Annotated in this window: 12 protein-coding genes; 9 read left to right on the forward strand and 3 right to left on the reverse strand. The window is 58.8% G+C overall.

The window, feature by feature from the left end:
* The first annotated feature begins 453 nt into the window (after positions 1–453).
* The 6 genes from FH08_RS0120370 (at position 454) to FH08_RS0120395 (ending at position 5,185) form a co-directional block, all read left to right on the forward strand.
* Complete coding sequence (locus tag FH08_RS0120370) at positions 454–804, forward strand: DUF4148 domain-containing protein (protein WP_031360117.1); 351 nt, start codon at positions 454–456, stop codon at positions 802–804.
* A gap of 203 nt (positions 805–1,007) precedes the next feature.
* Entirely contained in the window at positions 1,008–1,733 is a 726-nt protein-coding gene (locus FH08_RS0120375; RefSeq protein ID WP_081889528.1) for an alpha/beta hydrolase, read from the forward strand.
* Between the two features lie 269 nt (positions 1,734–2,002).
* Complete coding sequence (locus FH08_RS0120380) at positions 2,003–2,680, forward strand: heavy metal response regulator transcription factor (RefSeq protein ID WP_031360119.1); 678 nt, start codon at positions 2,003–2,005, stop codon at positions 2,678–2,680.
* Positions 2,680–4,089, forward strand: coding sequence for a heavy metal sensor histidine kinase (locus FH08_RS0120385; RefSeq protein WP_031360120.1), 1,410 nt, complete (start codon positions 2,680–2,682; stop codon positions 4,087–4,089). Before FH08_RS0120380 ends, FH08_RS0120385 begins: the two co-directional genes overlap by 1 nt.
* Before the next feature lie 197 nt (positions 4,090–4,286).
* Positions 4,287–4,688: a hypothetical protein gene (locus FH08_RS0120390; protein ID WP_031360121.1), complete on the forward strand. Its 402-nt coding sequence runs from the start codon at positions 4,287–4,289 to the stop codon at positions 4,686–4,688.
* Positions 4,685–5,185, forward strand: a complete 501-nt coding sequence (locus FH08_RS0120395; protein ID WP_031360122.1) for a hypothetical protein — start codon at positions 4,685–4,687, stop codon at positions 5,183–5,185. Before FH08_RS0120390 ends, FH08_RS0120395 begins: the two co-directional genes overlap by 4 nt.
* A 102-nt stretch (positions 5,186–5,287) precedes the next feature.
* Here FH08_RS0120395 and FH08_RS0120400 read toward each other — a convergent pair whose 3' ends face one another.
* Positions 5,288–6,205, reverse strand: a complete 918-nt coding sequence (locus FH08_RS0120400; RefSeq protein WP_031360123.1) for a LysR family transcriptional regulator — start codon at positions 6,203–6,205, stop codon at positions 5,288–5,290.
* Between the two features lie 104 nt (positions 6,206–6,309).
* On the opposite strand from FH08_RS0120400, the gene metE reads away from it, so the two are divergent.
* The 3 genes from metE (at position 6,310) to FH08_RS0120415 (ending at position 11,337) form a co-directional block, all read left to right on the forward strand.
* A complete protein-coding gene (metE, locus tag FH08_RS0120405) occupies positions 6,310–8,589 on the forward strand; it encodes a 5-methyltetrahydropteroyltriglutamate--homocysteine S-methyltransferase (RefSeq protein WP_031360124.1) in 2,280 nt (759 codons plus the stop codon).
* 243 nt (positions 8,590–8,832) lie between these two features.
* Complete coding sequence (locus FH08_RS0120410; RefSeq protein ID WP_031360125.1) at positions 8,833–10,116, forward strand: cystathionine gamma-synthase family protein; 1,284 nt, start codon at positions 8,833–8,835, stop codon at positions 10,114–10,116.
* 249 nt (positions 10,117–10,365) lie between these two features.
* The gene (locus tag FH08_RS0120415) at positions 10,366–11,337 is read left to right on the forward strand and encodes a LysR family transcriptional regulator (protein ID WP_031360126.1); all 972 of its coding nucleotides are present in this window, start codon (positions 10,366–10,368) and stop codon (positions 11,335–11,337) included.
* 26 nt (positions 11,338–11,363) lie between these two features.
* Here FH08_RS0120415 and FH08_RS0120420 read toward each other — a convergent pair whose 3' ends face one another.
* Complete coding sequence (locus tag FH08_RS0120420) at positions 11,364–12,842, reverse strand: M81 family metallopeptidase (RefSeq protein ID WP_031360127.1); 1,479 nt, start codon at positions 12,840–12,842, stop codon at positions 11,364–11,366.
* Positions 12,843–12,870: 28 nt separating this feature from the next.
* Positions 12,871–14,034, reverse strand: coding sequence for an iron-containing alcohol dehydrogenase (locus FH08_RS0120425; protein WP_031360128.1), 1,164 nt, complete (start codon positions 14,032–14,034; stop codon positions 12,871–12,873).
* Positions 14,035–14,047: the final 13 nt, after the last annotated feature.

Raw genomic sequence — 14,047 nt, forward strand, 5'->3', positions numbered from 1 at the left:
CAAGGCCGGCTTGCCCTTGGCTCAAATCCAGCCATAACACGGTGTTGCACCCAATCAGCCGGCTCCGGCCAAAGATAACAATTTGGTAATGCTGATGTCAGATTCGCGACAAGCTTGAAAGCAGATACTGATTGCACGTTACAGAGATTGCAACGGCCGGCGGACAGAAGTTGATGGCCTTGCCTACTTCGTATGTGAGCAAAAATCCAAAGCTGCGAGTCGTGGCTTACGAAGATCTGTCAGCGGCAAGCCGAAGAAATTATTTGGTCGATCGTGGAATAACAGCAATACCGATGTGTTTGCCACTGCATGAACGCAGCAATTTAGATTCAACTAGGTAAGGATGCCGAAATAAATATCAGTCGTTTGATTTCGTTCCGGCAGCTACAGCGTCATCCGTTCCTGGGCAAATTTGCCCGCCAATCAATCACACTCATTAAGGGAATAGTCATCATGAAAAAAGCTCTCGTTTGTCTCGCTCTCGCCGCTGGCGCCTTGTCTGCTCCGGTTCTCAGCTTCGCGCAATCGAATGCTCCTGTGACGCGCGCTGAAGTGCGTGCCGACCTGGTGCGTGTTGAACAGGCGGGTTACCAACCGGGCGGCGGTAGCGACATCAACTACCCGACCGACATTCAGGCTGCCGAAGCGAAGATCGCGGCTGAGAACGGCCAGCAACAGGCGACGCAAGCCTACGGCGGCGTGGCTGAGAACGGCACTTCGTCGTCAGGCGCCCCGATGCATACAGCCATGCATTCGACCTGCGTCGGTCCGGTCAGCTTCTGCAACATCTACGCGGGTAGCTGAGTGGCGCGGTTCAGGGCCTGCGCTGTTGTTGTCGATTCCAATGACTCGCGCAGGACCTGATTTCGCCCTTCATCTTGCCTGGCAACTAGCTCTCTCTAATCCCTTCCCCCATCTAACTAATAACGGAGTCTCTCGTGAAAATCTTGCCTTTGGTCGCCTCGGCCTTGTCATTGTCTGCTTGCCTCTTTGCATCGACCGGTGCAATGGCGCAGGATGCCCAGCCGAAGAATGCGCCGGTGAAGAACATTGTCCTGGTGCATGGCGCATGGGTGGACGGTTCGGGATGGAAACCCGTCTATAACATCCTGACCAAAGACGGCTATCACGTCACCATGGTGCAGGAGCCGTTGAGTTCTCTCGACGACGACGTAGCCGCAACCAAGCGCGTTCTCGACCTGCAGGACGGTCCCACGATCCTGGTGGCCCACAGCTACGGCGGTTCCATCATCACTGAAGCAGGCGTGCACCCGAACGTTGTCGGGCTGGTGTATGTGGCCGCGCACGCACCGGCAGTCGGCGAGGATGAAAGCGACCTTGGCAAGGGCATGCCCAGCTACACATCGAAGCAACCGGGCGCGATCAAGAAGACCGACGACGGCTACACGTACCTGAACCCGGCGGATTTCCCGAAAGACTTCGCTGCTGATTTACCGCTCAAGCAAGCGCAATTCGAAGCACAATCGCAGATCCTGACGGCCGCCAAGGTTTTCTCGGCGCCCATGACGGTCGCCGCGTGGACCTCCAAGCCTAGCTGGGGCATCGTCGCCGGTGCAGACAAGATCATCAACCCGGACCTCGAACGCTGGTACTACGCACGTGCGCACAGCCACACGACAGTGATCCCGGGCGCGAGCCACTCCGTTTATGAGTCGCGTCCGAAGGAAGTCGCTGCCGTGATCGAAGATGCAGCGAAGCACGCCCAGCAGTAATACGCCGATCAACGCAACAACAAGAACCTCGTTACCTCTCAATTTTGTAATCAAATAATGGGAGTCCCGTCATGTTGGCTGTTGCAACATGGAGCCCGGCTTCACCCGGTTCGGGTTCATCGTTTGCCCCATTATTTGAGGGCTGTCATTGAATCGCGCTCTCTTGGGTGTTCATGGAAACATCACGGGGTTTTGAATCGCGGGTCAGAGTCAAACGGGGTGGCGTACTATTCATTCAGGTAAATAAAACGTTGCAGAGAGGCGTCGACATGAGGGTTCTGGTCATTGAGGATGAGCAAAAGGCGCTCGCCTACATCAAGAAGGGTCTGGAAGAGGCCGGCTTTCTGGTCGATGTGGCGGCTGACGGCGCGGAAGGTCTGATCCTGGCACGAGAGGATACATATGACGTCATCGTGCTGGACGTGATGTTGCCGACCATGGACGGCTGGAGTGTCCTGAAGAATCTTCGAACCTTGAAAGCGACCCCCGTTCTGTTTCTCACTGCCCGTGACGACGTAATCGATCGCGTACGTGGGCTCGAACTCGGCGCCGATGATTATCTCGTCAAGCCGTTTGCGTTTGTCGAGTTGCTCGCGCGGGTCCGCACATTGGCGCGCAGAGGACCGCCACGGGAACACGATTTGCTGACGCTCGCGGATCTGGAAATCGATGTGACGCGCCGCAAGGTCCGCCGTGCAGGCAAGCGTATAGAGTTGACCCCGCGCGAATTTGCGCTGCTGCAACTGCTTGCGCGCAAGCAGGGCGAGGTGATGAGCCGCACCCAGATTGCATCTTATGTCTGGGACATGAATTTCGACAGCGATACCAATGTGGTCGAGGTCGCCATCCGCCGGCTGCGAGCAAAAATAGACGATGACTTCGAAGTCAAACTCATCAAGACAGTACGTGGCGTGGGCTACGTCATAGACTCCAAAGAGGACGACTGATGCGCTCGCGGTCGCTGACGCAGACATTGGCACTGGCCTTTGCAGGAACCACGCTGGCGGTATTCGCCCTGGTCGGAAGCTACGTGTATATGGCGCTCGCGCACGAGGTCAGTACGCAGGACGATCAGGACATCGTGCTGGCGGCGCGGCACATGCGCCGCCTGACGCAAGAGCTGGCCAATGTGAGCGAGCTGACGCAGCATCAGGAGCGCCTGGAAAGCCAGGTGCTGGGCAACGGGGCTTTGTCGGCGGAAGTGATCGATTCATCTGGCCGTGTTCTCCTGCAGCATAACTTGTCCAACGCAGCGCTCGGCATGGCGTGGCCAGCGGCCAAGCTGGATGCCTCGGAGCAAATTACGGCGGCATCGATTGCTGCCCTGACCGCCAGCGATGGCACGCCGTTCCGGCGAGTTGCCACCGAGGCGCAACTGGCTGATGGTTCGACCGTCAAGATAGTCGTGATGCGCAATGTGGCGGACCGATGGCTGCTGCTAAGGAAGTATCGCGACCGGCTCTTTCTTGCAAGCGGCGCAGGCGCATTGCTGGCGTTTTTGATGAGCTACTTGCTGGTGCGCCAGTCACTCAGGCCCTTGCGTGATATCGCTCTTAGCGCGGCAGATTTTACGACTGAAAATTTAAGCGCCCGCATCGCGGTGCGCAAAGTGCCACGAGAACTCGAAACGCTGATTGCCTCGCTCAACGGCATGTTTTCCGGCTTCGAGCATGGTTTCAACCGGCTCTCCCGCTTTACGGCAGACCTGGCCCATGACATGCGCACGCCCCTGGCCAACTTACGCGGCTCAACCGAGGTTGCGCTTGCACGGCCACGTTCCAGCGAGGAATACCAGACGCTGTTGGCATCGAATCTTGAAGAGTGCGATCGCCTTTCAAGGATGATCGAAAATGTCCTCTTTCTCGCCCGCGCCGAGCACCCTCATTTTTCCCGGCACTTGCTTGAGTTTGATGTCGACGAAGAGCTCTTCAAGATAGCGGATTATTTTGAGGGAATTGCAGAAGACGCCGGCATTCGAATTCGCGTGACGGGGCATGCGCGATTGAAGGCGGATATCGAACTTTTCCGACGAGCGGTCAGCAATCTGCTTGCGAATGCGGTGCGCTTTACGCCGCGTAACGCCGAGATCATGTTGTCGGTTGCCGAACGTGACGGCGCAGTGCGCGTTGAAGTGGCTAACGAAGGCGTTCCACTGGACGCGAACCTGCTCGAACGCGTTTTTGACCGGTTTTATCGCGCGGATCCATCGCGGACGAGCGGTGCGTCGGCGAGCGGATCGACGGGGCTGGGACTGGCAATAGTGCGGACGATCATGGAGTTGCACGGTGGCAAGGTACATGCGGAAAGTGAGCCGCAGGGAACACGATTCGTCCTGACTTTTCCGCTGGTCAAATGAAGTGCTGACCTTGCCTGGGAAACGTGAGTAGAGAAAGAGCGAATCATCGCGAGATGCCGGTTTGGTTGACGTCTTGAAGAACACATTCAAGACCGGATGTGTGGCCGCATGTCTTCACGCTTAAGAAATATGACTGTGCCCCCGGAGGTTTGATACTGTACGGGCTTCATTCCTGCTGCCGACCACCGGTCAATCTGATGAAACGGACATCCTTTGCTATCCGCGTTCTGTTCGCCGTCTGCCTGCTCGGCGCGACGTTCAACCACGTGCGCGCCGATCTCGAACACGGTTTGCTGTGGGACTACGGGTTTGGGAATGAAGCCGTGTTAGCAAGCCGTATCTATTGGAGCGTTTTAACGGTTCTGGACCCGCTCGGCGCTTTACTCCTATTCGTCAGGCCGAGAGCAGGGATTGGTTTGACGGCGCTCATCATCTTCACCGATGTCATTCACAACACGTACTACGTTGCTTTAAGTGATCAATGGACGAACCCGTTCTATCTCTCGCAGATCGGATTTCTCGTTCTTGTATTCGTGCTTTCGCCTATCGCCTGGCGTGGTCCGCAGTCAAAGACAACGACTAGGGAGGCCAGCGCATGAGGTTGACGTTTGAACAACGATCTTCGCTGCCGGTCTATGCCGGCGAGGTGTGGTCCCGGGCGACGACGCCTGATGGTGTCAACGACGAACTGTTTCCCTGGCTACGCATGTCCGTGCCTGCGGCCATGCGCGGCAAGACCATTGACCAGTTGCCGCTCGAGCAACGCCTTGGCCGTAGCTGGCTTCTTGCGATGTGCCTGTTTCCTGTGGATTTCGATGACATCACGCTGGCCGAAGTCGGTCCGGGTTACCGGTTTCGGGAAACATCGCGGATGCTCGCTATCAGATCATGGGTTCACGAACGGACGGTTCGCGATATCGCCGGTGGTTGCGAGGTCGTCGATCGTCTGACCTTCGAGTTACGGCGTCCCGGTGCGTGGGTGCCGGGTTGGCGAAACACGATGACGGTGCTCTTGAAACTCCTGTTTCGCCATCGCCATGCGCGATTGGCACGATGGGCGGCGAAGGCCGATTCCAGCAGGCGCGGGACCGGATAGCACGCCCGGTTCTTCAGGTGCAATGGCCGTCACTACAGAGTGCAAGGACGGCCATATCTCTCTAACAGATCCCCCAGGTTTTCGTTAGACGTTGCAAGTTGCTTACTGCGCCCGCTCCGTTTCCACCGCCGCATTCCAGTCGGACCCGCGCGCGAGCTCGACAAAAGCGCTCAGATAATCGATTGTCGTATCTGTTTCGCGCACGCCCAGAAAGATCTGCTTGGCAATGCCCCGTTTGCCCAGCCGGACCGCATTCACCGCGACCTTGTCCGCATACTCTTCAACGAGCCAACGCGGCAAGGCGGCAACGCCCCGACCGCTCGCGACCATCTGCAACATGATGTCGGTGGTCTCTATGACCTTGTGCCGCTTCGGCATGACGTTCGCCGGCATGAGGAACTGGTTATAGATGTCCAGCCGATCGATCTCGACCGGATACGTGATCAGGACCTCTTCGGCGAGTTCATCGGGCAGGATGAAAGGCGCTTGTGCCAGTCTATGCTGCCGTCCCACCACTAATACTTGCTCATAGTCGAACACCGGCTCAAACCGCAAGCCGGGTTTTCGCAACGGATCCGGCGTGACCAGGATGTCGATGTCATAGCCGAACAACGCGCCAATCCCGCCGAACTGGAATTTCTGTTTGACGTCGACATCCACGTCGGGCCAGCGGGCGAGGTAGGGCGACACCACCTTCAGCAACCACTGGTAGCAAGGGTGGCATTCCATGCCAATGCGCAGCGTCCCACGCTGTCCCAGCGCGAATTGCCTCATGCGTTCTTCCGCATGTTCCATCTGCGGCAGCACGCGGTTGGCGAGCGCCAGCAAGTACTGCCCGGCCTGGGTCAGGCGCAGGTTGCGCCCATCGCGGCTCCACACGGCGGTCCCGAGCTGCTGCTCCATCTTCTTGACGGTATGGCTAAGCGCAGACTGCGTCAGGCAGAGCACGTTCGCGGCGGCAGTCAGCGAGCCGTGGCGGTCGACTTCCCGAATAATGGCCAGATGAGTGCGTTCGAGCATATGGCGTCCATGAAAGGAACTAATCGATCAATGAGAAAAGACCATTATATTTCATAGACCACCCAACCTATGATCAAGCCGTTCATTTCAGGAGCGGCACATCAATGGTCACGACGCACAATTTGGGTTTCCCTCGCATCGGCGCAAAGCGTGAACTGAAATTCGCGCAGGAAGGGTATTGGAAAGGGCAGTCGTCACGCGACGAACTGACCGGCTTGGGCGCACAACTGCGCCAGCGGCATTGGCAAAACCAGGCCGGGCTCGACCATGTGCCTGTTGGTGATTTCTCGTTCTACGATCAAGTGCTCGATACGAGCTTCACGCTCGGCAACATCCCTGAACGCGTCCGCGGTTTTGACGGCGACCCGCTGGACAATTACTTCCGCGTCGCGCGTGGCCGCTCCGCGCATGAATCGGCTTGCAGCTGCGGTGTGCAGGCCGGCGAGATGACCAAGTGGTTCGATACGAACTATCACTACATCGTGCCGGAATTCAGCGCGTCGACTGAATTTTCACTCGATGCTTCGCGCCTGCTCGATCAACTGGCGCAGGCTCGCAAGCTCGGCGTGAAGGCCAAGCCGGTCATCATTGGCCCCGTGACGTATCTTTGGCTAGGCAAGGCCAAGGATGACTCGGACAAGCTCGCGTTGCTGCCGCGCCTGTTGCCGGTCTATGCAGCGTTGCTTGAAGAACTGGCGGCGCAAGGCGTCGAGTGGGTGCAGATCGACGAGCCCGCCTTGGTGACGGAACTCGATGCCACGTGGCAGCAAGCGTTCGTCACCGCATACGACGCGTTGAAGGGTTCGAAGGTCAAACTGCTGCTGACCACTTACTTCGGACAGTTGCAGGACAACTTGGCCATCGCGTGCAAGCTGCCGGTTCAAGGGCTTCATATCGATGCGATCAACGCGCGTGCCGAAGTTGAGCAAGTGCTAGCGCAGTTGCCGGCGGACAAGGTGCTGTCGCTTGGGGTCATCAATGGCCGGAACATCTGGAAGAGCGACCTGAGCGCGGTGCTGGACTGGCTGGAACCCATCCATAAAACATTGCGGGACCGCTTGTGGATTGCGCCGTCGTGCTCGCTGTTGCACGTGCCGGTTGATCTGGCCAGCGAGCAGAAGCTCGACAAGGAAATCCAGTCCTGGCTCGCTTTCGCATTGCAGAAGCTCGATGAACTGAAGGTGCTGGCCCATGCGCTCAACGACGGACGCAAGTCGGTGCAAGCGGCGCTCGATGAGAACGGGGCTGCGATCCAGAGCCGTCGTTCGTCACCGCGCGTGCACAACCCAGTGGTCAAGGCAGCGGTTGCGAAAATCGATGCAGCACTCGGCCGTCGCTTGAGCGCTTACCCGCAACGTGCCACGAAGCAGTCGGCCTTGCTGAAGTTGCCGGCTTACCCGACCACGACTATCGGCTCGTTCCCGCAGACCGCCGAGATTCGCCAGGCTCGCAGCCAGTTCAAGAGCGGCGAACTGGATGACGCCGGCTACAAGGCCGCCATGCACAGCGAGATCACGCGCAGCGTGCGCGAACAAGAAGCACTTGGCCTTGACGTACTCGTGCACGGCGAAGCCGAGCGCAACGACATGGTCGAGTACTTTGGTGAACAGCTCGACGGTTATGCGTTCAGCCAGTTCGGCTGGGTACAGTCCTACGGTTCGCGCTGCGTGAAGCCGCCTATCCTGTTCGGCGACATAAGCCGCCCGAAGGCGATGACCGTGGAGTGGATCAAGTACGCTCAATCGCAAACCGCCAAGCCGATGAAGGGCATGCTGACCGGCCCGGTCACGATTCTGAACTGGTCGTTCGTGCGCGATGACCAGCCGCGTTCGGTGTCGTGCCATCAGTTGGCGCTGGCTATCCGCGAAGAAGTGCTGGATCTGGAAAAAGCCGGCGTGCGTGTGATCCAGATCGACGAGGCAGCACTGCGTGAAGGCTTGCCGTTGCGCAAGTCGCAGTGGAACGAGTACCTGCAGTGGGCTGTTGAGTCGTTCCGCATCACGGCGAACGGCGTGCAGGACGAGACGCAGATCCACACGCATATGTGCTATTCGGAGTTCAACGACATCATCGCGTCGATCGCCGAAATGGACGCCGACGTCATCACGATCGAGACATCGCGTTCGGACATGGAGCTGCTCGATGCCTTCGATAACTTCGACTACCCGAACGAGATCGGACCGGGCGTGTACGACATTCACTCGCCGAATATCCCGAGCCAGGAGCACATCGTGCAACTGATGCGCAAAGCGGCTGAGCGTATTCCGGCGGAGCGGTTGTGGGTCAATCCGGATTGCGGCCTGAAGACGCGTCAGTGGGATGAAGTGATCCCCGCGCTCAAGAACATGGTCGCTGCGGCTAAGACATTGCGTGCGGGCTTGTGATCTCGAGCGAGTGTTAACAATGCTCAAGCGATAGCGCCGCGTAGAACCACTTGGAAGCATGAACGACGGCCGCCTTCGGGCGGCCGTTTGTTCTTTGGGCGCGTATGGGCGCCTTCGGGCGCTTGTGGGCGGCGCGAGACTTGCCCGTATCTTGGAGTAGCATGGTCTCGCGTTGCCGATGGCTAAGCGCGCCATGACTGCCCGCAACGTTCGACCGTCAGCAAAACCTCATTTGGAGCAAGCATGGCCTATCGCAACTACCATAAGCGCAAGATTGGCGATCGCGATCTGCATCCCCAGACACAGATGATGTCCTACGGCTACGATCCCTTCCTCTCTGAAGGATCGGTCAAGCCGCCTGTGTTCCTGACGTCGACGTTCGCCTTCCGTACGGCAGAAGATGGCGCCAATTTCTTCGATATGGTCGCAGGCCGCAAGCCTTCACCGGAAGGCGAAAGCGCGGGACTGGTCTATAGCCGTTTCAACCATCCGAACCTGGAGATCGTGGAGGACCGGCTTGCGCTTCTGGACGACTCCGAATCCGCGGTCGTGACATCGAGCGGCATGTCCGCGATCGCAGCGGTTTTGCTGGCGTTCTTGCGGCCAGGAGACTGTGTCGTGCAGTCAGCACCGCTCTACGGCGGAACGGAAACACTGATAGCCAAGTTTCTTCCGGAATGGGGCATCACGTCGCAAGTCATCGACGATGGTCTTTCGCCGGACGTCATTCGCAACGCGCTCGAAGCAGCCGCGAAAAAAGGCAAGGTGCGGATGTGCTACATCGAGACACCGGCTAATCCAACGAACGCTTTGTTCGATCTTGAAGGGCTGCGTCAAGAGATTGATGCCTTTGAGGGTCGCCACGGTTATCGTCCGCTTTCGGTGTGCGACAACACGCTGCTCGGGCCGTTGTATCAGAAGCCCGTCAAGCAAGGCATTGACCTCTGCGTGTATTCGTTGACGAAGTACGTCGGCGGACATAGTGACCTGGTCGCGGGTGGAGTGACAGGCAGCCGCAGCCTGGTCACCAAAGTGCGTTCGATCCGGAGTTTATTGGGTTCGCAACTCGACCCGCACTCATCGTGGATGATCACGCGCTCAATGGAAACACTGGTCCTGCGCATGGAGCAGGCGGCCCGAAGCGGCACGGCTGTCGCGCAATGGCTGGCGAGCAATCCTCATAGGCCGGTCAAGGTCTTGCACCCCGAACTGAACGACGATCCTGCTTACCAGGCGGTGTATCGACGTCAATGCACGGGTCCTGGTTCGACCTTCGCGTTTGTACTCGATGGAGGCCGCGAACAGGCGTTCAGGTTTATCAATAGTCTGGAACTGTTCAAGTCTGCCGTTAGCCTGGGTGGCACGGAGTCGCTGATCTGTCATCCGGCATCGACAACGCATTCTGGCGTGCCCATTGAGGCTCGCGCCGCAGCGGGTGTGGCCGAAGGATTGATTCGTGTCTCGGTCGGGCTGGAGCATCCGGATGACCTGATCGCCGACCTGTCGAACGCGCTGGAGCATTGTTGACTGGTTGGCGAGACCTCGGCAGCCGCGTGGGAAAGTTTGATGTGATGCAGATCATGCGGCGCTGAAAACAGCGTGTTCGTTGTATGCCGGCTATCGACGGTCCATAGGTCGCTTTGCAAATATAGTCATGTGCCGCACCGAGTGTAGTGTCACTTTTTACACCACCGCTAACAGCAGGTACACTACGCCGACGTATGGCGCGACCCACCGTTCCCGGCCACTTCCCGCTGCGGCTAATCAGCCGGTCTTATGCAAAATGGCATTTCTTTCGATCTGAAGGCGCTTGAGGTCTTCGTGCTTGTCGTCGAATCCGGCGGCATGACAGCGGCTGGTCAACGACTCAGCATCACGCAATCCTCAGTCTCGCAAACGCTGTCGAATCTGGAACAAACCCTCAACCTACAATTGCTGGATCGCTCACAGCGCCCCCCGATGCTGACACCCGTGGGGCGCCAGTTCTACAACCGGGCCTGTACGCTGCTGGATGAAGCCAGACATTTGAGTCAGGAGTTCCGCAAGCCTCTCGGTGAACCGCTCAAGCATATCCGGATTGCACTGGTCGATTCCATGGCCACCAGCATTGGCGCCGATCTGCTGACTGCAATACGGCTGCGCACCGCCAACTGGTCGATGGTGACGGGCCAATCTCATCAGCATGCCGAAGCGTTGTTGTCCAGGCGGGTTGACATCATCATCTCCGATGACGTCGTGTTGAAGAACCCGTTGCTGTACCGTCAACGCATCTTGCGCGAACCATTCGTGCTGGTTTTGCCCGGCGACTTCAAGGGACCCGTCCCGTCTCTGCGCAACCTGTTGGTCAGCGGCGATTTCATTCGCTATAGCAATACAACCGTCATTGGTCGCAGCATTGAGACCCAGTTGGAGAAATGGGGGATTCAACCACCACTACGGCTGCAACTCGACAATACGTTCGCGATCATGTCCATGGTCATGGCCAATGCCGGCTGGACCATCACCACGCCGTTGTGCTTGTTGCAGTCGGGACTGACACCGGACAATAAGTTTTCTCAGGCGTTTCGCCTGTTCCCGATTCCCGGCGAGGAGTTCTTTCGCGAACTCACCATGGTCGCCCGTCAAGACGATCTTGGCTTGCTGCCGCAGCAACTCGCTCAGGACAGTGTGGAATTGCTGAAAAGTCGCTTCCTGCCAATCATCGAGGCGAACGCGCCTTGGCTGCTTCCATCGATTGTGTTGGGCTAACGGGGCGGGTTAACTTCAAGCTAACTTCAAAGCAGCGTGACGCCGGGCCTCAATTTTTCATAACGCAGCTGGCGCAAATCCGCGACATTGATACCGGGCGCAGCCACCACCAAAATCTGCTCTGCCAGCGCGGCGAAGTCGGCCCGGAAATGCACGGAGCTCTTTAGCACCAGGATGCGGTAATCGGCCGGATCGGCGCCGACATGGCGGAACATGGCCTGATCGGCAGCCTGTTGTTTGCGGCTCGACACCACGATCTCGATGCCGAGCGGGCCGCCGCACCTGACCCGGACCATAGCGCCGAGATCCATATGGCAGCCAAGGTAGAAGGGGCCAGTGCCGGTGAAACGGCCGGTTCCAATTGCAAGCACCTCGAATGGTGCTTGCACCGGTCCCTCGCCCAAGCCGCTAACCCCGCCCAGCGAGACATAGATAACGGAGCCGATACCCGCTTGCGTCGCCGCTTCGACAAAATTGGCGTCGCACACGACCCCGGCGCAAACCCGCTGCGCTTTTTGCCTCAGCAGTTCGTGCAGGATATCGGTTGTATCGCCGCCACCGCCGCCGCCCGGGTTGTCCTGGGTATCGGCGAGGATGATCGTGCCAGACCCAGCGCGGAGTCCCCACTCGAGCGCATGCGCGACCGCCTCGGCCGGTGCATGGAGACGCCCGCCGAATTCATCCCGCCTGGCCAGAACAGCCCGTGTCAAAGACTCGACCGCCGCCTCGACCGCCATCCGATCTGCCCCATAGGCAATGACGCTCGGCCCACTATGATGGATATCGGCAAGTGGAAAACCTGGCACGAAGTCGGCCGCAAAAACCTGTTCCGACGCGAGTGATTCACCAAGCGCCATCAAACCACGCATGGGTTCGGACAAGGTGCTTTGCCAAGGCATGGGAATGAGGAAAGGCAACTGGCGATAGCCCTTGTGCAACACTTCGCCAGCGAGCAACCGGTCGAGCAGCACATGTGCACGCTGCCCTGTCTGCGCCATGTCGACATGCGGATAGCTGCGGTATGTCACCAGGCCGCTGGCATGTTCGATCATGGCCGGCGTGATATTGGCGTGAAAATCGAGCGCCGCGACTATCGGCATCGTGCCGCCGACTCTTTGACGCAGGCGCTGCAGCAATTCCCCCTCGCCGTCCTCCAGATGCTCACTGACCATCGCGCCGTGCAGATCGAGAAACAGCGCGTCCAGCGGACCCGCATCACGGATCATCCGGTCGAGCATGAAGGCAATTGCCTCGAATGCATCTTGCGTCACCGGACCACTCGGGTTGGCCGAGGCCCACAATAGCGGCACCAGTTGATGCGACGTGTGCGCAGCTTGTATGAAACCGTCTATCGCCAGATTGACGCCGGCGACCGCGCCGAATATCTCCTCGCCAACCAGCAAGCCCGGCCACGCGTCCGCCTCGACGAAGGTAGCAAAACTCGCCCGGCTGGCGGCAAAGGTGTTCGTCTCATGTAAGAAGCCAGCGATCCCGATCCTTGCCACACCATCCCCTCATCAATTTCAATGGGCGTTACAACAAGCCTTCTACGGCCGTCACGAAAATGCGGCTGTACTCGGCGGCGCTGAATGGAATCGGATTGGTCCCGGCGGATCCATCGACCACGGCCATTTCGCCGACCTTCGCTGCGTCCTGCGCATTGATGCCGATCTCGCTCAGCGTATGGGGAATGCCCAGTGTGTCGCGCATCATCAAGACCCAGTCGAGGAACGACGTGAACGACGGCTGCGCCAGTTCAAGGTAACGCGCCAACAATTCGATCCGGTCCGCAATAGCCGATTCGTTAGCCTTGAGCACATACGGCATCAGGATGGCGTTGAGCATGCCGTGGTGGGCGTCATACAGCGCCCCTAGGGGATGCGCCAGCGCATGCATCGCGCCCAGGCCGCGCTGGAACGCCGTGGCGCCCATGCTCGACGCCACCAGCATTTGCAGGCGTGCATCGAGGTCCTGGCCGTCCTTGACCGCACGCGGCAGGAACTGCTTGATCAGGCGAATGCCTTCGACCGCGATGCCCGTCGCCATTGGATGATAAAACGGCGAACAATAGGCTTCGAGGTTATGCGAGAGCGCGTCCATGCCGGTCGCCGCCGTCAGTTTGGCCGGCAGGCCCACCGTCAACTCAGGGTCGAGGATGACGACCGAGGGCAGCATGTTCGCGTGGAATATGATGCGTTTCACATGGGCATGGTCGTCGGTGATCACCGAAGCGCGCCCGACTTCCGAGCCGGTCCCGGCTGTGGTCGGCACAGCCACCACTGGCGCCATACCGGCTACATTGACGCGCAGATAGTTGTCGCCGACATCTTCGAAATCCCACAACGGACGATCCTGCCCAACCATTAGCGCCACGGCCTTGGCCGCATCGAGGGCCGAGCCGCCGCCGAAAGCGATTACACCGTCGTGACCACCGGACTTGAAGATCGCCACGCCATCGTCGACATTCTTGCCCGTCGGGTTGCCCTTGATATCGTGAAACAGCCCGCTCTCCAGGCCGGCGGACCGGCAGTGATCCAGCACGCTGCCGATCAGCGGCAATGCCGCCAGTCCCGGGTCGGTAATCAGCAGCGGCCGGCGCATGCCGAGGCTCTTGCACCATTGCGGCAATTCGCGGATCCGGCCTGCGCCGACCTTGACTGCGGTCGGGTAATTCCAGTTTGCGGAGGGAAGTGACATACGAAATTCCTTT

The sequence above is a fragment of the Caballeronia sordidicola genome, from assembly GCF_000729995.1.
In the GTDB taxonomy this organism is placed as follows: Bacteria; Pseudomonadota; Gammaproteobacteria; order Burkholderiales; family Burkholderiaceae; genus Caballeronia; species Caballeronia sordidicola_A.

Coding starts and splice junctions, on each gene's coding strand:
- FH08_RS0120370 (WP_031360117.1), top strand. CDS start 454: ATGAAAAAAGCTCTCGTTTGTCTCGCTCTCGCCGCTGGCGCCTTGTCT.
- FH08_RS0120410 (WP_031360125.1), top strand. CDS start 8,833: ATGGCCTATCGCAACTACCATAAGCGCAAGATTGGCGATCGCGATCTG.
- FH08_RS0120400 (WP_031360123.1), bottom strand. CDS start 6,205: ATGCTCGAACGCACTCATCTGGCCATTATTCGGGAAGTCGACCGCCAC.
- FH08_RS0120425 (WP_031360128.1), bottom strand. CDS start 14,034: ATGTCACTTCCCTCCGCAAACTGGAATTACCCGACCGCAGTCAAGGTC.
- FH08_RS0120390 (WP_031360121.1), top strand. CDS start 4,287: ATGAAACGGACATCCTTTGCTATCCGCGTTCTGTTCGCCGTCTGCCTG.
- FH08_RS0120415 (WP_031360126.1), top strand. CDS start 10,366: ATGCAAAATGGCATTTCTTTCGATCTGAAGGCGCTTGAGGTCTTCGTG.
- metE (WP_031360124.1), top strand. CDS start 6,310: ATGGTCACGACGCACAATTTGGGTTTCCCTCGCATCGGCGCAAAGCGT.
- FH08_RS0120380 (WP_031360119.1), top strand. CDS start 2,003: ATGAGGGTTCTGGTCATTGAGGATGAGCAAAAGGCGCTCGCCTACATC.
- FH08_RS0120385 (WP_031360120.1), top strand. CDS start 2,680: ATGCGCTCGCGGTCGCTGACGCAGACATTGGCACTGGCCTTTGCAGGA.
- FH08_RS0120375 (WP_081889528.1), top strand. CDS start 1,008: ATGGCGCAGGATGCCCAGCCGAAGAATGCGCCGGTGAAGAACATTGTC.
- FH08_RS0120395 (WP_031360122.1), top strand. CDS start 4,685: ATGAGGTTGACGTTTGAACAACGATCTTCGCTGCCGGTCTATGCCGGC.